We start from the raw sequence: 23639 nt of genomic DNA, 5'->3' as shown, positions 1-23639 counted from the left end.
GTGTGCGTCCTTCCCGTTTGGCGGACTCGAACACGGGTACCGTCGAACGGTCCGCCCCCGGGGTCCCCCCTCCCGCAGGGCCCGCACCCGTACCATCCGCCCCGCCCCGGACTGGAGACCCCGATGATCACCTTCGAGGGCGCCGCCAAGCACTACCCCGACGGCACCGTCGCCGTCGCCGACCTCGACCTCACCGTCGAGACCGGCCGGACGACGGTCTTCGTCGGCCCCTCCGGCAGCGGCAAGACCACGTCCCTGCGGATGATCAACCGCATGGTCGAGCCCACCCGGGGGACCGTGCGCATCGACGGCGTCGACATCCGCGAACGCGACCCCGCCCTGCTGCGCCGCGGCATCGGGTACGTCATCCAGCAGGCCGGGCTGTTCCCGCACCGCACCGTCCTGGACAACATCGCGACCGTGCCGCTGCTGGTGGGCACGCCCAGGAGGGCCGCCCGCGCCCGCGCCGCCGAGCTCATGGAGCTGGTCGGCCTCGACCCCGCCATGGGCCGCCGCTGGCCCCACCAGCTCTCCGGCGGGCAGCAGCAGCGCGTCGGCGTCGCCCGCGCCCTGGCCGCCGACCCGCCCGTCCTGCTCATGGACGAGCCCTTCAGCGCCGTCGACCCCGTGGTGCGCACCGGGCTCCAGGACGAGCTGCTGCGGCTCCAGCAGGAGCTGCACAAGACCATCGTGTTCGTCACCCACGACATCGACGAGGCCGTGCGCCTGGGCGACCGCATCGCGGTGTTCCGCCCCGGCGGCGAACTCGCCCAGTACGACACCCCCGAGCGGCTGCTCACCACCCCCGCCGACGACTTCGTCGAATCCTTCGTCGGCCACGACCGGGGCGTGCGCCGGCTGTCGTTCTTCCCCGCCCGGACCCTGTCGCTGCGCGACGACGTCGTCTTCGAGGACGACCTCAAGGTCGAGGACGTACGCCACATCGCCGCCGAACACCCCTGGCTGCTGGTCGTCGACACCGACCGGGCGCCCCTGGGGTGGATCTCCGAGCGCTCCCTGGCCGACGTCCCCTCCGGCATCCGCCTGGGCGAACTGGACACCGTCCCCTACGGGCACACGTTCACGGTGGAGACCGACTCCCTGCGCGCCGCGCTGGACGCCGCCGTGCTCTCGCCCGCCGGGCGCGCCGTCGGAGTGGACGGCGACGGCCGGGTGCTGGGAGTGGTCAGCCAGGACGAGCTCGGCGCCGCCCTGTGGTCGGTGACCGAATGAGCGCCGGGGTCTGGGACTGGGCCCAGGGCGTGTGGGACTGGGCGGCGGCCAACTGGTACTTCCCCGAGGAGCCGGGGCGGGGCATCCGGCCCCGGCTGGTGGAGCACGTCCGCCTGGCGTACTCCTCCATCGCCATCGGGCTGGTGCTGGCGGTCCCGCTGGGCCTGGCCTGCGTGCGCTGGAAGGTGCTGTACCCGCCGCTGCTGACCGGCGTGAACGTGCTCTACGCCGTGCCCTCCATCGCCCTGTTCTTCCTGCTGCTGCCCTACACCGGGTTCAGCGACTGGACGGCGATCGTGCCGCTGGCGCTGTACACGCTGGTCATCCTGCTGCCCAACGTGGTCGACGGGCTGAACCAGGTGCCCGACCACGTCCGCCAGGCGGCCGTGGCGATGGGCTTCGGCCCGCTGCGCCGCCTGGTCCGGGTGGAGACGCCGGTGGCGGTGCCGGTCATCATCGCCGGGCTGCGGGTGGCGTCGGTGGCCACCATCAGCATGGTCAGCGTCGCCTCCCTGGTGGGCCTGGGCGGCCTGGGGCGGCTCATCCTCAGCGACGGGTTCCGCCGCCAGTTCGACGCGCCCATCGTGGTGGGCGTCGTGCTCGTGGTGCTGCTGGCCTTCGCCACCGACGCCCTGCTCGTCCTGGCCCAGCGCCTGCTCACCCCGTGGACCCGGCGCGACCGGCCGCGCGCCGGGTTCCGGCGCCGCCGCCGGGCCGCGGCGGCCCCCGCGGGAGCCGAGGCCCTCGAATCGACGGCGGTCGCACTGCCGGGGAAGGGGTGACCGTGGAGATCCTCGACGGCCTCATCGCCTGGTTCGGCGATCCCGCCCAGTGGAGCGGGTCCGCCGGCATCCCCGCCCGGCTCGGCGAGCACGTGTACTACTCGCTGCTGGCCCTGGTGCTGTCGGCGCTCATCGCGGTACCCGTCGGCCTGCTCACCGGGCACACCGGTGTGGGCGGGTTCCTCACCGCGAGCCTGGCCAACTTCGCCCGGGCGCTGCCCACCATCGGCGTGCTGTTCCTCGTCGTCATGGCGGCCGGGATCGGCCTGGTCCCGGTCACCGCCGCCCTGGTGGCGCTGGCGGTGCCGCCGATCCTGGTCAACACCCACGAGGGAGTGCGCTCGGTCGACCCCGGGCTGCGCGACGCCGCCCAGGGCATGGGCATGCGCGGCCGCGAGGTCCTGCTGCGCCTGGAGCTGCCGGTGGCGCTGCCGCTCATCCTGATCGGACTGCGCACCGCCGCCGTCCAGGTCGTGGCGACCGCCACCATCGCCGCCTACGTGGGCGTCGGCGGCCTGGGCCGCTACATCTTCGACGGCCAGGCCCAGCAGAACCTGTCCATGATCCTGGGCGGTTCCGTCCTCGTGGTGGCGCTGGCCGTCGTCACCACACTTTTGTTCGCCGGGGCGCGCCGCCTGCTGGTCGCCCCCGGACTGCGCGCGCAGGCCGCGACCGCGCGGTGAGGGGTCCGCCGACACGGCGGGCCGACGAGAGAGAAGGTTTCCCGAAGATGAAGACACGGATCGCCCTCGCCGGGCTCCCCCTGGTCCTGTTGCTGAGCGCCTGCGGCGCCAGCGACCCCTTCCAGGAGGAGAACGGGGGAGGGGGCCAGGAGGGCTCCGGCTCCGGCGCCATCGTCGTCGGCTCGGCCGACTTCCCCGAGAGCGCGCTGCTCGCCGAGATCTACGGCCGCGCCCTGGCCGCCGAGGGCTTCGAGGTGGAGTACCAGCTCAACATCGGCAGCCGGGAGGTGTACTACTCGCAGGTGGAGTCCGGGCGGCTGTCGGTGTTCCCGGAGTACAACGGCGGCATCCTCGCCTACCTCGACGACCAGGCCCCGGTGGGCACCGCGGAGGAGACCAACGCGGCCATCACCGAGGCGCTGCCGGAGGGGCTGGAGATCCTGGAGTCGTCCGCGGCGGAGAACAAGGACTCCGTCACGGTGACCCCGCAGACCGCCGAGGAGCACGGGCTGACCAGCATCGCCGACCTGGCCGAGGTGGCGGGTGACATGGCCCTGGGCGCCCCGCCGGAGTTCGAGACCCGGCCCCAGGGCGTGCCGGGCCTGGCCGACACCTACGGTGTGGAGTTCGGCGAGTTCCGGGCACTGGACCCGGCGCTGATCCCGCAGGCGCTCACGGACGGGGACGTGCAGGCCGCCAACCTGTTCACCACCGACCCGCAGATCGCGGCGCAGGGCTTCGTGGTCCTGGAGGACCCGGAGAACCTGTTCGGCGCCCAGAACGTCACCCCGCTCATCAACTCCGAGCAGGTGGACGAGGACGCCCGCGCCGTGCTGAACGCGGTGTCGGCGGCGCTCACCACCGAGGAGCTGACCGCGCTCAACGAGCGGATCATCATCGACAACGAGGAGGCGGCCGACGTCGCCCAGGAGTGGCTGGGCGCCCAGGACCTGGCCTAGGAGGTACTCCTCCGGGCCTTCGCTCCGCCGCGGCCCGACGGTCGCCCGGCGCGCCGGGCCGGGCGGGGACCCGCGGCGGTGCGGGAGAGGGCGCGCAGGGCGGGTCGCGGAGGCGCCCCGCGCGGCCGGGACCGGACGGTCCGGGCCGCGCGGGGCCGCCGGGCTCCGGCGCGGTCAGTCGACCGGGCGGTAGCGGCCGGCGCGGCGCACCAGCGCCGGGCCCGTGCCGCGCACGGCGGGCAGGGCGGTCACGGCGGCGAAGAACACGGTGTGGTCGCCCACCTCGACGTGGTCCAGCACCCGGCACTCGAACGCCGCCAGGGCGTCGTCCAGCACGATCGCCCGGGTGTGCTCCCCGCGGTGGTGGTCCAGGCCGGACACCAGCCGCCGGGCGCTGGGCCTGCCCTCGGCGGAGAACCGGCCCGCCAGCGCCGTCTGGCCGCCGCCGAGCACGCTCACCGCGAACGCGCCGACCTCTTCGATCACCTCGGCCACGTACCCGTCGGAGTCCACGCTCACCGAGACCACCGGGGGGTCGGCCGAGACGGACCCGAAGGAGCTCACCGTCGCCCCGATGTCGTCCCGGCCGTCGGCGACGGTCACCACCGCGACCCCGACCGGCAGCAGCCCCATCGCGTCCAGGTAAGGACCGGTCGCCACCGGGTCGCCCACCCCGTCACCCCCTGCTCGTGCGTGTACGTCCATCGCCCCGATCATCCCGCACCGGATTGCCCTCTCGTGCCCCGTCCGCCGTGCGGGTCCGCCCGCTGCACCGGGTGCTCTCCCGTGCTCCGCCCGCCGTACGGGGCCGCCTCCCGCACCGGGCGCCCCCCGTGCCCCGTCCGCCGTACGGGTCCGCTCGCCGCCCGGCGGCCCCGCCCACCGGCCCCGCCCACCGGCCCCGCCCGCCGGGCCCGGCCGGCGAGGGGCCGCCGCGGGCCGCCGCGCTCCGGCGGCTACCGCAGACGTCCGGGGTCGGGCATGGTGAGGGGCCCGGCCTCGGGCAGGCCCAGGGCGGCGGCGACGTGGCGCAGCGGGCCCCAGGCGCTCAGGGAGCTCTGCGGCTGGGCGGCGGCCGGGTCCTCGCTGGACTCGTGCGGGCGCAGCCGGTCCAGCGGGTTCTGGCGCGGGAAGGGGCGCAGCGGCAGCGCGCGGCCGCCCGCCTTCTCCCGGGCGATGCGCACCGCCGTCTCCAGCCCGCCCAGCGTGTCCACCAGGCCGCGCTCGGCGGCGTCCCGGCCGGTCCACACCCGGCCCCGGGCCACCTCGTGCACCTCGTCCCGGCTCATGCCCCGCGCCGCGGCGACCTTGCCGGTGAAGTCCTCGTACACCCGGTCCAGCAGGTTGTCGACCCGCTCCCACTCCGACTCGCTGAACGGCCGGTCGGAGTCGAACATCCCGGCGTGCTCGCCGACGGCCACCGTGTCGCTGGTGATCCCGTACCGCTCCAGCAGCGGCCCCACCACCGGCTTGCCGACGATGACGCCGATGGACCCGGTCAGCGTGCCCGGCTGGGCCACGATCGCGTCCGAGGCCAGCGTCACGTAGTAGCCGCCCGACCCGGCGATGTCGCCCATCGTCACCACCACCGGGATGCCCGCCTCGCGGGTCAGCTCCGCCTCGCGGCGGATGGCGTCGGAGGCCGTGGGCGACCCGCCCCGGCTGTCCACCCGGAACACCACCGCCTTGACGTGCGGGTCCCGGCGGGCGGCCCGGAACGCCGCGCACACCGTGTCCGAGCCCATCACCGTGCCGCCGCCCAGCGGCGAGCGGCGGGTGCGCCCCAGGCTGATCGTCCCGGTGGCGGTGATCAGGGCGATGTGGTCGGCGTCCCCGCCCACCCGCGGGAGCGGCCCCGGGGTGCTGCGGCGGTGGTAGCGGGTGACGAAGGCGAGCCGCGGCTCGGGGCCGTCCTGGCCGCGCACCCGGGACAGCAGGTCGGCGTAGATCTCGTCGCGGTAGGCCAGGCGGTCCACCAGGCCGTGCCCGACCGCCTCGTCGCCCATGAACGGCCCCTGGGAGAGCAGGGCGCGCACCTCGTCGGCGGAGAGCGGGCGGGCCGCGGCCACGCCCTCGACCAGCTGGTCGCCCAGCGAGGTGACGATCCGCTCGGTCGCCTCCCGGTGGGCGTCGGTGAACCCGGTCTCGGTGACCCCGTTGAGCGCGTTCTTGTACTCGTACCGCTTGCCGACCTCGTAGTCCAGGCCCACCTTGTCCAGGGCGCCCTTGACGAAGGTGCTCTTGAGCCGCAGGCCGGTCAGCCCCAGCACGCCGGTGGGCGCCATGACGATCTCGGAGAAGGCGCAGGCCAGGTAGTAGGGCAGGTTGCCGTCGCCCGCCTCGCCGAAGGAGTCGGCCCAGGCCAGGGCGGGCTTGCCGGACGCGCGGAAGTCGGCGACGCACGCGCGCAGCTCCTGCACCTTGGCGAACCCCAGGGAGCGGGCGTCCACCCGCACCAGCAGCGCGGCCACCCCCGGGTCGCGGGCGCCGCGGCGGATCCCCTCCACCACGTCCAGGTAGTGCTGGCGCCGGCGGTTGACGAGCTGGCCGATCGGGTCCCCGGGGGCCTCGTCGGCGACCCCCTCGGTCAGGTCCAGCTCCAGCACCAGGGGTCCGTCCCTGCGGGGGCCGAACCGGTCGAGGGACAAGGGTTGCGTGATCTTCGCGAGGTCCACCATGGCCCCAGGGTAGTCGGCGGGGCCCCGCCGGGAGGGGCGCCCGCGGCCGCCTGTGGACGACGGGGCCGGGGCGGTCCGCGCGGCGCGGGGAGAGGTCCCCGGGCGTCCCGCGACGGGTGAGTATTACCGGAACATGCCCTAAGGTCGACTGTGTTCTGACCGGCGGAACGCACGGCTTGAGAGGGACGAGGCGATGGCGGGCATCCACGGGCGAGGGGATCGGACGCGCGGCGCGCGCGCCGCGGGAGCGGCGGCCGCGGCGGCCTCCCTGCTGCTGCTCACGGCCTGCTCCGGGGGTTCCGACGAGGGCGGCGGCGAGGAGTCCGGCCTGGAGATGGGCGCCAGCGGCGTCGTTCCGGCCGTCGAACCGCCCGGTCCCGAGGGGTTCGCCTCCCAGACCATCGACGGCATCACGATCGACATGCCCGAGGGCTGGGAGATCCAGAACGAGGGCGGCACCCTGTGCGCCAGCCCGCCCGGGCAGGCCGCCTGTGCCTACGGGTCCATCCGGCTCACCCCGCGGGCCGCGGAGAACAACCCGCGGGAATGGCCCAAGAAGGGCGACGCCCACGCCAAGGACGACGGCTGGGCGGACGACACGAGCAGCTGCCGCAGCCTCAACACCGCGGCCTCCGGCGGTATCGGCGTCTCCGGTGCGGAGCTGACGGTCTCCGACTTCACCACGCACGCCAACGACCTCAAGTCCCACCACTCCGTGTGGCGGGTGACCTGCGCCAACGACGACACCTTCGAAGTGCGCATGTGGTTCCTGCCGATCAGCGACGTGCTGCTCTACGTGTGGTCGGCCGACTCCCAGTACAGCGCCGTCTACGACCAGGTGGCGGCCTCGATGAACACCGACGGCTACAGCAACTGATCCCGGGCCGGTGCGCCTGTTCGGGTGTCCACCGGGTGTCCGGAGGCCGTAGGGTCGTAGTCGTCACCGCTTCGGCGCGGTGACCGGCTACAGGCGACGGCGTGAATCGGGGTGCATGCACTGGTGACCGGCATCGGAGCGGCGGGACGGTTGGTTCAGTACAGGCTGGAGAACGGGATGCGCCTGGTGACCGCGCCCGCCTCCACCGGCCAGGTGGCGGCCGTGAACCTGTGGTACGGGGTCGGGTCCCGCCACGAGGTGCCCGGCCGGACCGGGTTCGCCCACCTCTTCGAGCACCTGATGTTCCAGGGCAGCGGCAACGTCGCCAAGGGCGAGCACTTCGAGGAGATCGAGCGCCTGGGCGGCGACATCAACGCCTCCACCTCGAGCGACCGCACCAACTACTACGAGACGGTCCCCGCCCACGCCCTGGACCGGATCCTGTGGTTGGAGGCCGACCGCCTGGCGACCCTGCGCGACGGGATGACCCAGGAGGTGCTGGACAACCAGCGCGACGTGGTCAAGAACGAGCGCCGCCAGCGCTACGACAACCAGCCCTACGGGACCGCCCTGGAGCGCATCCTGCGCCTGGCCTACCCCGAGGGCCACCCCTACCACCACCCGACCATCGGCTCCATGGCCGACCTGGACGCGGCGGACCTGGACTACGTCAAGTCCTTCCACAAGGCCCACTACGGCCCGGACAACTGCGTCATCACCGTGGTCAGCGAGCTGGACCCGGAGGACGTGCGGGCCCGGGTGGAGAAGTACTTCGGGGACATCCCGGCCCGCGAGGTGGTCCCGCAGGCCCCCGACGCGGTCCTGCGCGCCCCGCTGGGCGGTCCGCTGCGCGACCTGGTCGTGGAGACCGTCCCGGCCGCCGGGGTGTTCCTGTGCTACCGCGCCCCCGCCTACGGCGAGCGCGGGTTCGACGTCGCCCACCTGCTCTCGGCCGTGCTCGGCCAGGGCCAGGGCAGCCGCCTGTACCGGTCCCTGGTCGTGGACCGCCCCATCGCCGCCGACGACGGCGGCGCCGCCGCCGACGTCCTGCCGTTCCGCTACACCGACAGCCTGCTGCTGGTGAACATGCTCGCCCGCGAGAACGTGGACGGCGACACCCTGGAGGCCGAGATCCTCGCCGAGGTCGCCAAGGTCGCGCAGGGCGTCACCGAGGAGGAGCTCGACCGGGCGCGCGCGGTCCTGGAGCGGGACCACCTGCAGTCCATCTCCGGCCCCGCCGGGCTGGCCGACGCGATCAGCTCCTGCACGCAGCTGTTCGACGACCCCGAGCTGGCCCTGACCTGGCCGGCCCGGTGGCAGGACATCACGGCCGAGGAGGTGCGGGCCGCCGCCGAGCGGCTGCTCGTCGACGAGAACAGGCTCGTCGTCCGGTTCGACCCCGAGCCCGCGGCCGCCGCCGAGGCGCTGGAGGCCGAGGCGCAGGCCTCCGCCGCGGCCGCCGACGCCGCCGACGCCTGAGTCCCGCCGAGCCACCACAGAAAGAGTCTCTGAGCATGTCGCAGAACCGCCCGGACCTCGGTACCCCGGCTTCCTACACCTTTCCCCGGCCTGAGCGGATCACCGTCGGCGGCGGCACGGTCGTCGCGATCGACGTCCCCGGCCAGTACCTCGCCTCCGTGCGGCTGGTGCACCCCTACGGCGGCGCGGTCGAGCCGCTCGACGCCATGGGCGTGGGCGCCCTGACCAGCGAGGTGCTGGAGGACGGCCCCGACGGCAACAGCTCCCTGGCCCCGGCCCTGGAGCGGCACGGCGCCGAGTGGGTGTCCCGCATCAACTGGGACGGGTTCATCACCGGCGTGGACGTCCCGGTGGGCCGCCTGGGCGAGGCCGTCCGGCTCTTCGCCGACGCGGTGCGCCGCCCCGCGCTGGTGCCCGACGACATCGTCCGGCGCCGCGAGCAGCTGCTGGAGCGCTTCTGGCTGGAGGCCGCCACCGCCAGCACCCTGGCCATGCGCAGCCTCGGCGGGCAGCTGTTCACCGGCCGCTACGCCACTCCGCTGGCCGGCGGCCCGGTCAAGCTGGCCGACATCACCCCCGAGGCCGTCGCCGCCTACCACGCCGACACCCTGGCCTCCGTCGCGGGCACCCTGGTGGTGGTCGGCGACCTGAGCGGCGTCGACCTGGTGGAGCTGGGCAAGACCGTGTTCGGGGACACCGCGCCGGCGCCCGCGCGGACCATCACCGAGCCCGCGCCGCCGCCCGGGGAGCTGCCCCGCGTACTGGTCGTCGACCGCCCCGGATCGGTGCAGTCGGCCCTGGTCATCGCGCACCGGGCGCCCTCGCGCTCGCAGGTGGACCTGCCCCGCGCCGAGGGGATCGGCGAGGTGCTGGGCGGCATGTTCACCTCCCGGCTCAACCTGGAGCTGCGCGAGCGCCTGGGCTACACCTACGGCGCCGGGGCGCGGTTCGACCTGCGCCGCGACAGCGGGGTGTTCTTCATGTCCGCGCAGGTGGAGGCGGACACCACCGCGCACTCCATCACCTCCTCCCTGGAGCAGGTGGCGAAGCTGCGCGAGGGCGGGGTCACTGAGGAGGAGCTGACCGCGGTGCGCGACGCCAACACGGTCGGCCTGCCGGTGACCTACTCCACCGCCCGCTCGATGGCCGGGGCCCTGGTGGACATGGTCGTCCACGACCTGCCCGACGACCACGTGGACACCGTCCGGGCCGGGTACGAGCGGCTCACCAAGAAGGACCTGGACTCGGCCGCGGTCGAGTACCTGCGCCCCGAGGAGGCCGTGGTGATCGTCGTCGGCGACGCCGAGCGGCTGCGCTCCCCGCTCGCCGGGACCGGCGTCGGCCCGATCGAGGTGCGCACCCCCGACGAGCTCTGGGTGTGAAACCCGGGACGCGGGTGAACCGATGCGCCTCCGGGCGCGTCCCATCCGGACGTGGGCCCCTCCTGACCCGGGACGGGTGAAGGAGGGGCCGGCGATGCATGGGTTCGCTCTCCCCGGACATAACGAAAGCGAACCTATGTGCCGGTGTTATGGCAACGTCCGGCAGGGCCCCGACGTCCTGCTGGTATAACGAGTGATCCGTGCACCTACGTGGTGACAGCGACCGCAATGCTCCGCAGGAGGCCACCATGGCCGGTGAATGGACCCGTGGATAACAGTGTCCTCCCTAGACAACCCCCACACACAGCGCCCGGGGCCGGCGCCCGATTCCGGGCGCCCGCAGGATCCGCAGGAGGCCCCGGTGGCCGCGCCTGAGGGGCGCCTGCTGAAGGGGCGCTACCAGCTGGTCTCGGAGATCGCCCGGGGCGGCGTGGGGACCGTGTGGCGCGCCGTCGACCTGGTGATCGACCGCGAGGTCGCGGTCAAGGAGCTGCGCCTCCCCGAATCCCTGAGCCGGTCCGACCGCGAGTCCCTGCTCCAGCGCACCACCCGCGAGGCCCGCGTGGCCGGGCGGCTGAGCCACCCCAGCCTCATCACGGTCCTCGACGTGGTCGACGAGGACGGCCGGCCGTGGATCGTCATGGAGCTGCTGGAGGCCTCCACGCTGGAGGAGATCATCGACGTCGGCGGCCCGCTGCCCTACCAGCGGGTGGCCGAGATCGGGCTGCAGCTCATCGACGCCCTGAAGGTCGCGCACAACGAGGGCATCGTGCACCGCGACGTCAAGCCCGGCAACGTGATGATCACCAGCGGCGGCCGCGTGGTGCTCACCGACTTCGGCCTGGCGGCGTGGAACGGCGAGTCCGCGCTCAGCGAGTCCGGCCGCATCGTGGGCTCCCCGGCGTACCTGTCGCCGGAGCGGGCCAAGGCGGGCCCGGTCGGCCCGGCCTCGGACCTGTGGTCGCTGGGCGCCACCCTGTACGCGGCGGTGGAGGGGCACACGCCCTACGACCGCAAGGGCTACATCAAGATCCTGCGGCAGGAGCCGCTGGAGGAGCCCGCCCCGGCGTCCAAGGCGGGCCCGCTGGCGCCGGCGCTGGCCGGCCTGCTCAAGGTGGAGGCCGCCGAGCGGCTGACCGCGGACAACGCCGCCAAGATGCTGCGCATCGCCGCGCTGGCCCCGTGGAGCACCGAGGAGGGCGAGCGCGCGGACGCGCCCGAGGCCGCGATGGCCGCCGGGCCTGCGGAGCCGGCGGCGTCCGGGGAGGCCACCGCGGAGAAGGCCGGCGAGGGCGCCGGGGAGGCGGGGGCCGCGGTCCCCGAGCAGCGCGAGTCGGCCCGGGAGCACTTCAAGGCGGGCGGCCGGGTGCTGGCCGAGAACATCAGCGACCGGCTGCGCAACAGCCCGGAGGCGATGAGCGCGTTCGTGGCCTCGCTGCGCGAGTCCACCGACACCCTGGGGCTCACCAACCCCGGGCGGCACGCCGGCAGGACCGGTGCGGGCGCCCCGGCCCGGGTCGCCGCGGTGGCGGTGGGCGTGCTGGTGCTGCTGGCGATCGTCCTGTGGGCCCTGCTGGGCCGCTGACGCGGAGCGGGCGCCCCCGAGCGGGGGCGTCCCGAGTGGGTGGGGCCGGCGGGACTCGAACCCGCACTGTACAGCACCTAAAGCTGGCGTCTCCTGCCAATTGGACTACGGCCCCCGGGCGTGCCCGTGGGCACAACTGTACCGGGATCGGCGGGGGACCCGGCCGCCGGGCCGCGGGACTCCGCGACCCCGCGGCTGGGCGGGCCGGAGGGGCCGGTCAGACGCCCAGCTCCTTCTTGACGCGGTCGACGTGGCCGGTGGCCTTCACGTTGTAGAAGGCCTTGGCGACCTTGCCGTCGGGGCCGACGATCACCGTGGAGCGGATGACGCCCTGGACGAGGCGGCCGTAGTTCTTCTTCTCCCCGAAGGCGCCGTAGGCCCGCAGGGTCTCCTTGCCGGGGTCGCCGACGAGGGTGAAGGTCAGGCCCTCCTTGTCGCGGAACTTCGCCAGCTTGTCCGTGGTGTCGGGGGACACCCCGATGACGGTGAAGCCGGCGGCGTCGAAGTCGCGGAGGTTGTCGCGGAAGTCGCAGGCCTCGGTGGTGCAGCCGGGTGTCATGGCGGCGGGGTAGAAGTAGAGCACGACGCTCTTGCCGGTCCGGGCCAGGACCTCGCTGAGCGTCACGGACTCACCGTCGGCGTCCTCCAGGGTGAAGTCGGGGGCCTGGTCGCCGGGCTCCAGCCGGATGGGGTCGCTCACGTGGGATTCCTCTCTGTCGCCGGGCGCCGGTGCGGCCCCGGTCTGCCTCGCCGACAACACTAACGACCCTGTGGTGTCGGGGCCGGAGGAGTCCCGTGCTTCGGTTGCGATTCCGGTTCGGTTCATACGCTTTGGGATCGGGCGGCGGTTCGATCACCTATTGTTGACGCACTTCACGATTGGTCGGTTGGGAGTCTCGGCACCGATGCCTGCATTCACGCTCGACGAGGTCAGGGACCGCACGCTCAAGGAGCGCGATTCCTGGTGGACGGTGTACCTCGTGGACCCGATCGCGGTCCGCCTGGTGCGGCCGATCGCCAACCGTACCTCCGTCACCCCCAACCAGCTGACGGTGCTGGCGCTCTTCCTGGGCCTGGGCGCGGCGGTGTGCTTCGCCCTGGGCTACCGGGAGTTCCTGCTGCTGGGCGCGGTCCTGTACTACCTGTCGTTCCTGGTGGACTGCATGGACGGCAAGCTGGCCCGGCTGACCGGCACCGAGTCGGTGTTCGGCGCCTGGGTGGACTACGTGACCGACCGGTTCCGGGTGCTGGTGTGCGTGGTGGCCCTGATGGGCGGCCAGTACGTGGTGGCCGAGGAGGCCGACCCGGGCGCGGACCCGGTGTGGTTCGTGTGGCTGGCCCTGGCCGTGGTGTTCCTGGACATGCTGCGCTACCTCAACGCGCTCCAGGTGTACAAGGTGCGCCGCGAGATGCGCTCGCACCTGGCGGCGGCGCTGGAGCGGGCGCGGGCGACCCTGTCGATGCTGGGCCCGGACGAGGACGACACCTCCGCGGCGACCGGCGCGGGCGGGCGCACCATGAGCGACGGCGGCGAGCAGGCGGTGCTGCGGCACGGCATCTCGGTGCTGGAGGACATCCTGCGCACCCAGACCGAGCGGGAGAACCGCAACCGGCGCACGGCGGGCAAGCAGCCGGACCTGACCCTGCCCAAGGTGGACCTGCACCAGGAGTTCCGTACGCGCTTCCCCTGGTACCAGCGGTTCTGGTCGGCGCTCAACGCGCGCCGGGTGCGCACCCACCTGGTCGGCGGCATCGAGTTCCAGATGGCGGTGTTCGTGGTCGCCCCGGTGGTGGCCGCGCTGGCGGGCGCCCCGTCCGCTATCGGCTGGATCACCGCGGTGGCGGGTGTTTTGCTCCTCGCGTTCGAGATCGCCATCATCTATAAACTGTGGTTGTCCACGCGGGACTTCTTCCGCGTGGTCGACGGAATCGACGGCGCGCTGAGATTCTCCGGTCCGTCCGACGGCGCGGAGGACGAGGGCCGGGACACCGGCTCGGACACGGGATCTCACACGACTCTGCGCTAATGAGAGAGGCGGCCCAGATGGCGGCAGGCGATACCGAACCGCGCCGGACCCCGGCCGAGATCGAGGCCGAGATCAACCGCGAGCAGCGGCGACTCGCCGAGACCATCGACGAGTTGGTGGTCACGGCCAAGCCCGCGAACATCGCGCGGCGCCAGGTCGCGAAGGCCAAGGAGACGGGCGGCCGGATCCTGGACGAGGCACGGGCCCTGGTCGTCGGCGGCGGCGCGGTGCGGGTGGAGAGCCACCTGGTCGAGCCCGAGGAGGGCAGCATCCTCCTCAGGGGCGACGAGGAGGTCGTGACCACCTACCAGTCGCGCAGGCGGCTGCCCCCCGAGGCCGTGATCCTCGCGGTGGGCGTCGGCGCGGTGATCGCGGTCGGTGTGGTGGCCCTGATCGCGCGGCGCAGGCGCGCGTAGGTCCGGCGGACGCACGGACGAACGGAAAGGAGGGGCCCGCGCCCGTGGCGCGGGCCCCTCCGGCGTTTTCGCGGGCCCCTCTCACAGGAAGGTCCGGCCCTCGCCCCGGTAGGTGGGGACGGCGCGCACGTAGGCGCCGGTGTCGGAGTCGATGAGGTGCAGGGTGTCGAATCGCTCGCACAGCTCGCCGGCCTTGGTGTGGCGCATCCACACCCGGTCGCCGATCTCCAGCGTGTCGGCCGCGGCGCCCAGCAGCGGGGTCTGCACCTCGCCGGCCCCCTCGTTGGCGCTGTAGGACAGCCCGGCCGGCAGGTGGGGGACGGGCAGGCGCAGGGGGTCCGCGGGCCCGGAGGCGAGGTAGCCGCCGCCCAGCGCGGTCACCGCGCCGCGGGCGGGGCGGCGCACGACGGGCAGCGCGAACAGGGCGGCCGGTCGGCCCCGGAAGGCGCTGTAGTAGTCGAAGAGGTGCGGGTGGTACAGGCCGGACCCGGCGCCGAGCTCGGTGACGGCCTTCTCCCGGCCGGTGGTGTGCAGGCTGCCGGTGCCGCCGCCGTTGACGAAGCGGAGCGGGGCGACCTCGCGGACCGCGCGGACGATGGCGGCGCGGCGCTTGGCCAGTTCGACGGCGGAGCGGTGCTGGACGGCGCGCAGGACGCGGCCGAAGAGGGGGCGCCCGGGCGGGGCGTCGCCGACCCCGGCGATCTGCGCCTCGTAGGCCATGATCCCGTCCAGGTGCAGCTCGGGACGGCGCACCACGGCGCGGGCCAGGGCCGCGGCCTGCGCGGGGGTGCGCACGGGCGAGCGCAGGCTGCCGATGCGCACCCGCGGGCCGAGCGGCTGCCAGCTGGTGTCGATGTCCAGGCAGACCCGGACGGGGGGCGCGTCGGAGGGCCGGGTGCCGTCGCGCTCGGCGGCGGCCACGGCCCGGGAGACGAGGTCCAGGTGGGCGGTGTCGTCGACCATGAGGGTGACGGAGCCCAAGGCCGCGGGGTCGGCGGCCAGGCGGGCCAGGGCCCCGGTGTCGGCGGTGGGGTAGGCGACCAGGATGTCGCGGCCGAGGGGGCCGCCGGGGTCCCCCTGGGCGAGCCAGAGCGCCTCGGGCAGGGTGAAGGCCATGACACCCTCGTAGCCGGGCGTCTCCAGCACGGTGCGCATCAGCTCGCGGCAGCGCACCGACTTGCTGGCGACCCGGATGGGCCTGCCGTGCGCGCGGCCGGTGAGGGCGGCCGCGTTGGCGCGGAAGGCGGCCAGGTCGACCACGGCGAAGGGGGCCTGGAGTTCGCGCGTCGCGGCCTCGTACTTCTCACGCAGGCTTGTCATGCCTCCGAGAATGCCAGAACATGAATACTTTTCATATTCCCTGGGCGGAAATCGTGTGGTCCGCCGGAATCGCCCCGCCGTGCCCGGGGGCGCGTCCGAGCCGGCCGTGCCGGTCGCCACCGCTTCCGGACCGGGCCCCCGCGACGCCCCGTGGCGGATATCCTGGGACGTCACGGCCGTACGGCCGGTCCGACCCCAGAAACGGTTTTCTCTCCATGAGCGAGCGCGAGTACATCCTGACCCTGGCGTGCCCCGACAGCCGCGGCATCGTCGCGGCGGTGGCCAACCTGCTCTCCGACCACGGCTGCAACATCACCGAGAGCCAGCAGTACGGCGACCACTACACCGGCCGCTTCTTCCTGCGCATGCAGTTCGTGGCCGAGGCGGGCGGGCGGGGGGTCGTCGGCGAGGACGACCTGCGCGGCGCCTTCGCGGCGCTGGCCGGGGACTTCGGCGGCGCCGGCGGGACCTCCGTGGAGTGGACGCTCAGCCCGCGCGACGTGCGCCCCCGCATGATCGTGATGGTCTCCAAGTTCGGGCACTGCCTCAACGACCTGCTCTACCGCCACCGCAGCGGCCTGCTGGACATCGACATCGCCGCGGTGGTCTCCAACCACCCGGACCTGGAGTTCCTGGCCGACTCCTACGGGGTGGACTTCCACCACCTGCCGGTGACCCCGCAGACCAAGGGCGAGCAGGAGGCCCGGCTGCTGGAGCTGGTCGGCTCCTACGACGTCGACCTGGTGGTGCTGGCCCGGTACATGCAGGTGCTGTCCGAGAAGCTGTGCACCAAGATGTCGGGGCGGATCATCAACATCCACCACTCGTTCCTGCCGAGCTTCAAGGGCGCCCGGCCCTACCACCAGGCGCACGCGCGCGGTGTGAAGCTCATCGGCGCCACCGCCCACTACGTCACCGCCGACCTCGACGAGGGGCCGATCATCGAGCAGGAGGTGGCCCGGGTGGACCACACCGACAGCCCCGAGAAGCTCACCGAGATCGGCCGCGACCTGGAGTCGGTGGCGCTGGCCCGCGCCGTCAACTGGCACGCCCAGCGGCGGGTCCTCCTCAACGGGGACAAGACCGTCGTCTTCGGGTGAGACGGTCCGCGGCCGGTTTCGGACGTTCCAGGGGCGCCTTCGGGCGCCCCTTCGTTTTCTGCCCGTGACAGGGTTCCCGGGTGGTCTTTGGGGCAGGGATGGGGATGACGTTACCTGTTCTGTCGCACAAAACCTTACTCCGAGTGCCTTGTTGGCTACCCAGAGTGTGTATATGGTGTGATCTAGTTCGAAACCCGTTCGGTCCCCGGGGAAGACGGGGCGCGGGTTTCGGTCCGAAACCCCGGGACGGAACTCCCGGGCGAAGGGGCGTGAACACACATGGGCAAGCACTTCGACGACCTGGGCGGCAAGGCCAAGGAGGCCTACGGCAAGGCGGCCGGCGACCGGTCCAAGGAGGCCGAGGGCAAGGCCGACCAGGCCAAGGCGCGCGCCAAGGACACCGCCGACAAGGCCAAGGCCAAGGCGGAGGAGGCGGTCGAGAACGCCGGCGAGAAGATCAAGAACGTCTTCAAGCGCTGACGCCGCCCATACGACCGGAGCCCGAACGGGCTCGTCTGCACACTGCGTAGGGGGACCAGTGTCGGATACCAGGACCGAGGCCAGGGTGCCGGGCGCCCGCGAGGCGGACCGGCGGGGAGGGGCCGCGGAGGGCGGCCACACCCACATCGCGGACGGCGTGGTCGCCAAGATCGCGGGCATGGCCGCCCGTGAGATCGGCGGCGTGTACGCCATGGGCGGCGGCGCCGCCCGCGCCATGGGGGCCGTCAGGGACGCCGTCACCGGCGGCGGGGACAAGGGGTCGGTGGCCCGCGGCGTGTCCGTCGAGGTCGGGGAGCGGCAGACCGCCGTCGACATCGACGTCGTCGTCGAGTACGGCACCGCCATCCAGGAACTCGCCGCGGCCGTGCGCCGCAACGTCACCAACGCCATCGAGAAGATGACCGGTCTCGAGGTCACCGAGATCAACATCAGGGTGGACGACATCCACCTGCCCGATGACGACGACGGCGAGTCCGCGCGCGGCGACGGCGGCGGCGCGGACTCCTCACCCAGGGTCCAGTAGTGATGGGCGGCGTCGACGAGCCGGGGGAGATCGCCCGGCGGGTGGCCCGGGCGGCCCTGGGGTCCCCGGACGTGGTCGAACTGTCCGCGGGGTCGTTCGGGACGCTGTCCACACCCGTTCCGGGCGGCCGCGTCCGGGGGGTGGCGGTGCGTCCGGACACCGTCGAGGTCGGCGTCGTGGTCCACTTCGGGCGGCCGCTGCCCGAGATCGCGGGCGAGCTCCGCAGGGCGCTCGCCCCGGTCGCCGGCGGCCGCGCCGTCCACGTCAGCGTGGAGGACGTGGTCGCCGGGGCGGCGGGCACCCGGACCCGACCGCAAACGAGATGAGCGCTGGACATGAAGGGGGATGCCATGTGGCCCATAGTCGGACTGTCCTACGGGACGGTGCTGGGGTTGGCGGGCGCGTTCGGCGGGTTCGTGGCCTTCGCGCTCGTGCTGGTCCTGGGCCTGGCCGGATTCGTCGCGGGCCGGGCCATGGAGGGCGACGTCGACCTGAGCGAGATGTTCTCGCGGCGTTCGGCCTGACGGGCGCGGCCATGGTGGGAACACGCACACAGGACGTCCCCCGGCAGCGGGAGCACACCGCCGTCCGGGGGCGGCACGTCCGCGACGGGGAGCTGCGCGACCCCGGCGGGCGCACGGACATCGCGAACGGGGTCGTCGAGAAGACGGCCGCCCGCGCCGTGGACGAGGTGGCCGGGGCGGGGGCGGCGAGCCGGGGCCGGGCGGTGCGCGCCCGGGTGAGCGGGGACGTCGTCCTGCTGCGCCTGAGGATCCGCGTGGACTATCCCGAACCCGTGCGCCGGATCGCCGCGCTCGTCCGCTCCCGGGTCCGGGAGCGGGTGGAGCACGTCACCGGCAAGCAGGTCCACCACATCGACATCGAGATCGCCGAAACGGTGCGCTGACCGCGCCGTTCCACCGCTCCGCGACGGCGGGCCGGGAGGGGCACGCCCTTCCGGCCCGGTCGGGGACCGCCGTACTAGGAGTTGTGATGACCACCGTGGAAGAGGTGCTCGGCCGTCCCGACCAGGGGGTCGACCGGAAGGCCAGGAGAGTGGCCGTCCACACGTTCCGCCCCCGCCGGTCATGGCCCGCGGTGATCACCGGGTTCGTGATCCTCGTCGTCGCGGTCCTCGCCGCGGCCGAGGTGATCGCGGCGCTGGCGGGCAGCCCGCTGGGACTGTTCCCCGTCGGGACCGCGACGGAGTACGCGCAGGCCACCACGTGGTCGCAGCCGTCGGTGCAGATCGCGTCCGCGCTGCTGGCCCTGATCGGGCTCGTGCTGATCGTGGCCGCGCTCGCGCCGGGGCGCGGGCACTGGACGGCGCTGCGCACCGACGACCCGGCGCTGGTCGTCGGCATGACCCGCAGTGCCCTGCGCCGGGCGGTGGCCGCCGCCGCCCAGGACGTCAGCGGCGTCGACCAGGTGGGGGTGCACGTGCGCGGCAGCCGTATCCGGGTGCAGGTGCGCACCGGGATGCGCGAGGCGCCGGAGCTGCCGGCGGAGGTCACCGCCGCCGTGGAGCGGCGGCTGGAGGAGCTGGCGCCGCTGCGCAGCCTGCGGATCGCCACCCACGTCCGTTACGCGGAGGGGTGACCATGGCACGGAACAGGGCACGCAGGTCGGCCCGGGGCAACCGGCAGGGACTGCTGCTGGTGGGGATCGTGCTGCTGGCGGCCGGCGCCGCGGCGTTCGCGGCCGGACGCGGGGTGTTCGGCGCGGACGTGGCCGGGGGCGCCCTGCTCAACGACACGGTCCGGGGCCTCCTGGCCGCCGGCTGGATGCCGTACGCGGTGGTGGCGGTGGCGTTCGTCGCCGCGTTCCTGGCGCTGCGGTGGCTGCTGGTGCAGGGGTTCGACGACACCGTCGGCCGCCTGGTGCTGGAACGCGGCGCCGAGGGCCGGGTGGAGCTGCCCGAGAGCGTCGCGCGCAGCGCGCTGGAGCAGGAGGTCGCCGACTACCCGGGCGTGCGCCGGGCGCGGGCCCGCCTCACCGAGTCGGCCGAGGCGCCCCACCTGCGGCTGGCGCTGACCCTGGACGACGACGCCGACGTCGCCGGCGTGTGGCGGCGGGTGCGCTCCGAGGCGCTGGCCGACCTGCGCCGCTCCCTGGAGCTGGAGAGCATCCCGGCGGTGGTCCGCATGTCCATGACCGCCCCGGCCAAGAACCCCCGACGCAGCCTCGCCTGACCGCGGTGGGCCGGCCCCGCCCCCGCCGGGGGCGGGGCCGGCCCGTGCCGTGGCGGGACCGCGTCGGCCCGCGGTGTCAGAGGGAGTCGGCGCGCCGGTGGCGGACCAGGCCGTCCCGCAGGACGGTGCGGATGGTGCGCGCGGGGTCGGCGAGCACCGAGATGTCGGCCAGCGGATCGCCGTCGACCACGATGAGGTCGGCGCGGGCGCCCTCGCGCAGTGTGCCGACCTCTCCCTCCAGGCCGAGCAGGCGGGCGGCGTTCACGGTGGCCGCGCGCAGGACGTCCGCGGCGGGCTGCACCGTGCCGCGGATGGCGAACTCCTCGCTCTGCCGGTCCTGCATGCCCCCGAGCAGGTCGCTGCCGAAGACCAGGTTCACCCCCGCCTCGTGGGCCGCGCGCAGGGCGTCCAGCCCCCGGGCCAGCACCGTGTCGACCTTCGCCCGGCTCTCGGGGGGCAGCCCCTCCTGCTCGCCCCGCCGGGCGAGCTCCCGGTAGGTGACGAGGGTGGGCACCAGGAAGGCGTCGTGCTCCAGGAACAGCTCGATGCTGCTCTCGTCGATGAGGTTGCCGTGCTCGATGCAGCGCACGCCCAGGCGCAGGCCGCGGTTGACCGCGCGGGCGGTGTAGGCGTGGCCCGTGACGTAGCGGTTGGCCGCCTCGGCCTCCTCCACCACGGCGCGGATCTCGTCCTCGGAGGACTGGGTGGAGTCGATGCGGTCGGTGGGCGAGGCGACGCCGCCGGAGAGCATGATCTTGAGGTGGTGGGCCCCGGTGCGCAGCTGCTCGCGGGCCGCGCGGCGGAACTCGGTGGGGCCGTCGCAGACGAGGCCCGCCCCGGGGCAGCAGGCGTGGGTGCCGTTGCCCTGGCGGCCGGGGCCCCGGAAGTCGCCGTGGCCGCCGGTCTGGGACAGCGCCTTGCCGCCGAACATCAGCCGGGGGCCGTCGACGAGCCCCTCGTCGACGGCCCGGGCCAGCCCCCAGTCGCCCCCGGCGACGTCGCGGACGGTCGTGAAGCCGCGGCGGAGCATGTCGTTGAGGGAGCGGGCCGCGTAGGCGGCGACGTAGGAGGGCGAGTGGTCCATGGCCGCGCCCAGGTCGGCGCTGAAGGCGGTCGGGTGGACGTGGGCGTCGATGAGCCCGGGCATGAGGGTGGCCCCTCCCAGGTCGACGACCTCGACCGCGTCGCCGACCTCGGGGGCCGGGTCGCCGCCGCTGCGCGCGATGCGGCCGTCCTCGACCAGGAGCCAGCCGGGGGTGCGGGTCCCGGCCCCGGGGTCGAGCAGGCCTGCGCCGGTGAAGAGGGTCGTCGGGCGGGACGGGCGTGTCATGGATACCTCCGGTGGAGCGGTCCGGCGTGTGACCCACGCCTTATATGCAATATATGTTGCATCCTTTGCGGTCCGGTGCCCGGGTGGTGGTATCGCTTGGGGGAGCGGCACGCCCGCCGGGGGGTCCGGCGGGCGGCCCGGACGGAGGTGCGATGGCGGACTGGATCGAGGCCGCGCTGGGGGGCGGCCGGCTCGGCCGGGCCGCCGAGCGCGTGGTCCGGGTGCTCCGGGACGAGCAGAAGTTCGCCTCCTACGCCAGTACGGCGGAGGTGGCCGAACGGGCCGGCGTGAACGTCGCGACCGTGGTGAGGGCCGCGCAGACGCTCGGGTTCTCCGGCTGGCCGGCGCTCCGGCTGGAGCTGCGCTCCCGCTACCTGGCCTCGCTCAGCGCGGGCGAGGTCCTGGCCGAGCACGCCGGGTCCGACGCGGACCCCGTGCAGGCCGCGTTCCGGGCGGACCGGGAGGGGCTGCGGGGCCTGGAGGCGACGATCGAGCCGGACCGGGTGCGCGCCCTGGCCGCGGCCATCCACGGCGCCCGCCGGACCGGGGTGGTGGGCTCGGGCACGTTCGCGGCCCCGGGACTGCAGCTCGCGCACGCCGCGGGGATCATGGGGTACGACGTGGTGCGCTTCGAGGTGGGCGGGACCGCGCTGGTCAGCGCACTGGCGCGGATGGGCCCGGAGGACCTGTTCCTGGCCTGCGACCTGTGGCGGCTGCCGACCGCGCTGCGCTCGGCGGCCCGGGTGGCGGCGGGGCGGTCCGTGCCGGTGGCGGTGATCACCGACCGCCGCGACTCCCCGCTGGCGCAGGGGGCCGCCCACGTGCTGCTGGTCCCCAGTGAGGGCGTGGGGATGTTCCCCTCGCTGACCCCGGCGATGTCGGTGATCCACGCGGTCCTGGCCGAGCTGGCCCGGATCGGGGGCGAGCGGGTGCTGCGCGCGGTGCGCGACACCGAGCGCCTGTGGGAGGAGACGGAGCTCTTCTGAGCGGCCGCGGGGCGGGCCACCTGCGGCGATGGGACACGGAACCACGTGATGTGATCAGGGTCACCTCGAATGCAATAAGTGTTGCATTTCATGGTCGGGGCTGTTTTCATGGCCCCTACCGCCGACCCCCCGCGGTCCCCCTCCCCACCCCGAACCCCGCAAGGTGATCCATGCAAACGACCCATCTCGTGATCCTCGCCGTGTACATCGCGGCCATGCTGGGGGTCGCCCTGTACTTCCTGCGTTCGGGCAGGCTCCGCGGCGGCGACGACTTCCTGTTCGCGGGGCGCAGCCTGCCGCGCCCGGTCATGATCGCCACCATGCTCGTCACCTGGGTCGGTTCCGGGACCATCATCGGCGGCGCCAACTTCGCCTACACCTACGGCCCGACCGCGGGGATGGTCTTCTTCGCCGGGACCCCGCTGGGGATCCTGGTCCTGCTCCTGGCCGCCCGCCGGATCCGCAGGGCCTCGCGGCACACCATTCCCGAACTGCTGGAGGCGCGCTTCGGCATCGGCGTCCGCACCGTCGCCGCGGCCGTCACCACCATCGCCTACCTGGGCCTGACCGCCTCCCAGTTCGTCGGCGGCGGCTACGTGGTCAGCCTGGTCACCCCGCTGAGCGCGTTCCAGGGGACGCTGCTCGTCGCGGTGGTCGTGACCGTGCTGACCATCACCGGCGGGCTCTTCTCCGTCGCCTACACCGACTTCTTCTCGGCCATCCTCATCGTGCTCGGCCTGATCGTGTCGGTGCCGCTGGTGCTCACCGCCGTCGGCGGGCCGGGCGCCTACTGGGACGGCCTCCCCGAGCAGGCCACCACCTTCAGCGGCGGGCTCACCGCCCTCCAGCTGCTCGGCTACTTCCTCCCGCTCTTCCTGCTGCTGCTCGCCGACCAGAACATGTACCAGCGGCTCGCCGCCGCCAAGGACGAGAAGGAGGCCCGCTCCTCGACGCTCGGCATGCTGGTGGGCAGCTTCTTCGTCTTCGTCCCGGTCGTGCTGCTCGCCACGGCGGCCGCGGTCCTGATGCCCGGCATCGACGGGGACATGGCGATCCTCAGCCTGGCCTCCGAGGGCTACCTGCCCGCCGTCCTGGGCGGCCTCATCCTGGCGGGCGCGGTCGCGTTCGTCATCACCACCGGCTCCTCGTACATGCTGTCGGGGGCCTCCAACGTGGCCTACGACCTGTACGCCCGGTTCGCGGGCGAGCGGGCGGGCGAGCGCCGCAAGCTCCTGGTCCAGCGCCTGTCGGTCCTGGGCGTCGCGGTCCTGGGCGTCGCCCTCGGCCTGTTCTTCCCGACCGTGCTGGAGCTGCAGATGTACTCCTACACGATCTACGGGGCGGCGATCACCCCGGTCGTCCTGTCGGTGCTGTTCTGGAAGCGGGCGACCACCGCCGGCGCCGTCGCCGCCCTGGTGGCGGGCACGGCCACCACCATCGGCTGGCAGGTCGCCGGGTCCCCGGGCGGGCTCAACGCCGTCATCGTGGCGCTGCCCGCGGCCCTGGTCGCGCTGGTCGCGGTCAGCCTCTGCACCCGGGCGGCCGAGCCCGCCGAACCGGCCCCGGCCGACGCCCCGGCCTGACGG

General features: G+C 73.8%; 25 protein-coding genes and 1 tRNA gene. 20 read left to right on the top strand and 6 right to left on the bottom strand.

Translation table 11 applies throughout. The features are described from left to right. Positions 1-123: 123 nt before the first annotated feature. The 4 genes from K1J57_RS02840 to K1J57_RS02825 are packed head-to-tail and all read left to right on the top strand — an operon-like array spanning position 124 to position 3657. The gene (locus tag K1J57_RS02840) at positions 124-1233 is read left to right on the top strand and encodes an ABC transporter ATP-binding protein (RefSeq protein ID WP_220562928.1); all 1110 of its coding nucleotides are present in this window, start codon (positions 124-126) and stop codon (positions 1231-1233) included. Further along, positions 1230-2015, top strand: a complete 786-nt coding sequence (locus K1J57_RS02835) for an ABC transporter permease (RefSeq protein WP_220562927.1) — start codon at positions 1230-1232, stop codon at positions 2013-2015. The genes K1J57_RS02840 and K1J57_RS02835 overlap by 4 nt, the downstream gene beginning before the upstream one ends. 2 nt (positions 2016-2017) lie before the next feature. Beyond that, positions 2018-2698, top strand: a complete 681-nt coding sequence (locus K1J57_RS02830; RefSeq protein ID WP_220562926.1) for an ABC transporter permease — start codon at positions 2018-2020, stop codon at positions 2696-2698. 47 nt (positions 2699-2745) lie between these two features. Further along, positions 2746-3657 carry an ABC transporter substrate-binding protein gene (locus K1J57_RS02825; RefSeq protein WP_220562925.1) on the top strand — a complete coding sequence of 304 codons (912 nt, stop codon included), beginning with the start codon at positions 2746-2748 and terminating at the stop codon, positions 3655-3657. A 174-nt stretch (positions 3658-3831) separates the two neighbouring features. Here K1J57_RS02825 and K1J57_RS02820 read toward each other — a convergent pair whose 3' ends face one another. Both K1J57_RS02820 and sppA read right to left on the bottom strand, forming a co-directional pair. After that, entirely contained in the window at positions 3832-4362 is a 531-nt protein-coding gene (locus K1J57_RS02820) for a flavin reductase family protein (RefSeq protein ID WP_255646809.1), read from the bottom strand. Between the two features lie 251 nt (positions 4363-4613). Next, positions 4614-6335 carry a signal peptide peptidase SppA gene (sppA, locus tag K1J57_RS02815; protein ID WP_220562924.1) on the bottom strand — a complete coding sequence of 574 codons (1722 nt, stop codon included), beginning with the start codon at positions 6333-6335 and terminating at the stop codon, positions 4614-4616. Between the two features lie 193 nt (positions 6336-6528). On the opposite strand from sppA, the gene K1J57_RS02810 reads away from it, so the two are divergent. From K1J57_RS02810 to K1J57_RS02795, 4 genes are all read left to right on the top strand, one after another. Next, positions 6529-7212: a hypothetical protein gene (locus K1J57_RS02810; RefSeq protein ID WP_220562923.1), complete on the top strand. Its 684-nt coding sequence runs from the start codon at positions 6529-6531 to the stop codon at positions 7210-7212. 123 nt (positions 7213-7335) lie between these two features. Beyond that, on the top strand, positions 7336-8691 hold the full coding sequence (locus K1J57_RS02805; protein WP_220562922.1) for a pitrilysin family protein: 1356 nt from the start codon (positions 7336-7338) through the stop codon (positions 8689-8691). 35 nt (positions 8692-8726) lie between these two features. Continuing rightward, positions 8727-10073 carry a pitrilysin family protein gene (locus tag K1J57_RS02800; protein ID WP_220562921.1) on the top strand — a complete coding sequence of 449 codons (1347 nt, stop codon included), beginning with the start codon at positions 8727-8729 and terminating at the stop codon, positions 10071-10073. Between the two features lie 361 nt (positions 10074-10434). Further along, complete coding sequence (locus tag K1J57_RS02795; protein ID WP_255646808.1) at positions 10435-11658, top strand: serine/threonine-protein kinase; 1224 nt, start codon at positions 10435-10437, stop codon at positions 11656-11658. A gap of 40 nt (positions 11659-11698) precedes the next feature. On the opposite strand, the gene K1J57_RS02790 is transcribed toward K1J57_RS02795, so the two are convergent. Together K1J57_RS02790 and bcp are read right to left on the bottom strand one after the other, a co-directional pair. Beyond that, positions 11699-11773 (bottom strand) — tRNA-Leu (locus tag K1J57_RS02790). 102 nt (positions 11774-11875) lie between these two features. Next, on the bottom strand, positions 11876-12358 hold the full coding sequence (gene bcp / locus K1J57_RS02785; RefSeq protein WP_220562919.1) for a thioredoxin-dependent thiol peroxidase: 483 nt from the start codon (positions 12356-12358) through the stop codon (positions 11876-11878). 205 nt (positions 12359-12563) lie between these two features. On the opposite strand from bcp, the gene K1J57_RS02780 reads away from it, so the two are divergent. Both K1J57_RS02780 and K1J57_RS02775 read left to right on the top strand, forming a co-directional pair. Next, a complete protein-coding gene (locus tag K1J57_RS02780) occupies positions 12564-13685 on the top strand; it encodes a CDP-alcohol phosphatidyltransferase family protein (RefSeq protein ID WP_220562918.1) in 1122 nt (373 codons plus the stop codon). 17 nt (positions 13686-13702) lie between these two features. Further along, entirely contained in the window at positions 13703-14101 is a 399-nt protein-coding gene (locus tag K1J57_RS02775; RefSeq protein ID WP_220562917.1) for a DUF3618 domain-containing protein, read from the top strand. An 81-nt stretch (positions 14102-14182) separates the two neighbouring features. Here the strand turns inward: K1J57_RS02775 and K1J57_RS02770 are convergent, their stop codons facing one another. After that, complete coding sequence (locus K1J57_RS02770) at positions 14183-15421, bottom strand: alanine racemase (RefSeq protein ID WP_220562916.1); 1239 nt, start codon at positions 15419-15421, stop codon at positions 14183-14185. A gap of 215 nt (positions 15422-15636) precedes the next feature. Here K1J57_RS02770 and purU point away from each other — a divergent pair, with 215 nt between their 5' ends. From purU to amaP, 8 genes are all read left to right on the top strand, one after another. Beyond that, complete coding sequence (gene purU / locus K1J57_RS02765; protein ID WP_220562915.1) at positions 15637-16521, top strand: formyltetrahydrofolate deformylase; 885 nt, start codon at positions 15637-15639, stop codon at positions 16519-16521. A 279-nt stretch (positions 16522-16800) separates the two neighbouring features. Next, positions 16801-17001 carry a CsbD family protein gene (locus K1J57_RS02760; RefSeq protein WP_220562914.1) on the top strand — a complete coding sequence of 67 codons (201 nt, stop codon included), beginning with the start codon at positions 16801-16803 and terminating at the stop codon, positions 16999-17001. A gap of 58 nt (positions 17002-17059) precedes the next feature. Next, positions 17060-17545 carry an Asp23/Gls24 family envelope stress response protein gene (locus tag K1J57_RS02755; protein ID WP_220562913.1) on the top strand — a complete coding sequence of 162 codons (486 nt, stop codon included), beginning with the start codon at positions 17060-17062 and terminating at the stop codon, positions 17543-17545. A gap of 2 nt (positions 17546-17547) precedes the next feature. Next, on the top strand, positions 17548-17871 hold the full coding sequence (locus tag K1J57_RS02750) for a hypothetical protein (RefSeq protein WP_220562912.1): 324 nt from the start codon (positions 17548-17550) through the stop codon (positions 17869-17871). Between the two features lie 24 nt (positions 17872-17895). Continuing rightward, on the top strand, positions 17896-18069 hold the full coding sequence (locus K1J57_RS02745) for a hypothetical protein (RefSeq protein ID WP_220562911.1): 174 nt from the start codon (positions 17896-17898) through the stop codon (positions 18067-18069). 11 nt (positions 18070-18080) lie between these two features. Further along, positions 18081-18452 (top strand): Asp23/Gls24 family envelope stress response protein, encoded by a 372-nt coding sequence (locus tag K1J57_RS02740; RefSeq protein WP_220562910.1) that lies wholly within the window; start codon positions 18081-18083, stop codon positions 18450-18452. A gap of 86 nt (positions 18453-18538) precedes the next feature. Beyond that, positions 18539-19144, top strand: a complete 606-nt coding sequence (locus K1J57_RS02735) for a DUF6286 domain-containing protein (protein ID WP_220562909.1) — start codon at positions 18539-18541, stop codon at positions 19142-19144. A 2-nt stretch (positions 19145-19146) separates the two neighbouring features. Further along, positions 19147-19737 (top strand): alkaline shock response membrane anchor protein AmaP, encoded by a 591-nt coding sequence (amaP, locus tag K1J57_RS02730; RefSeq protein ID WP_220562908.1) that lies wholly within the window; start codon positions 19147-19149, stop codon positions 19735-19737. Positions 19738-19813: 76 nt separating this feature from the next. Here the strand turns inward: amaP and K1J57_RS02725 are convergent, their stop codons facing one another. Continuing rightward, positions 19814-21067, bottom strand: coding sequence for an amidohydrolase family protein (locus tag K1J57_RS02725; protein ID WP_220562907.1), 1254 nt, complete (start codon positions 21065-21067; stop codon positions 19814-19816). Between the two features lie 152 nt (positions 21068-21219). Between K1J57_RS02725 and K1J57_RS02720 the strand changes: the two genes are divergently transcribed. Further along, positions 21220-22053: a MurR/RpiR family transcriptional regulator gene (locus tag K1J57_RS02720; protein WP_220562906.1), complete on the top strand. Its 834-nt coding sequence runs from the start codon at positions 21220-21222 to the stop codon at positions 22051-22053. 170 nt (positions 22054-22223) lie between these two features. Further along, on the top strand, positions 22224-23636 hold the full coding sequence (locus K1J57_RS02715; protein WP_220562905.1) for a sodium:solute symporter: 1413 nt from the start codon (positions 22224-22226) through the stop codon (positions 23634-23636). Positions 23637-23639 lie beyond the last annotated feature (3 nt).

The organism is Nocardiopsis sp. MT53, from assembly GCF_019598965.1.
GTDB classification, from domain to species: domain Bacteria; phylum Actinomycetota; class Actinomycetes; order Streptosporangiales; family Streptosporangiaceae; genus Nocardiopsis; species Nocardiopsis changdeensis.
Note: the sequence above shows the minus strand (reverse complement) of the source record. Positions and strands in the feature narration are given on the sequence as shown.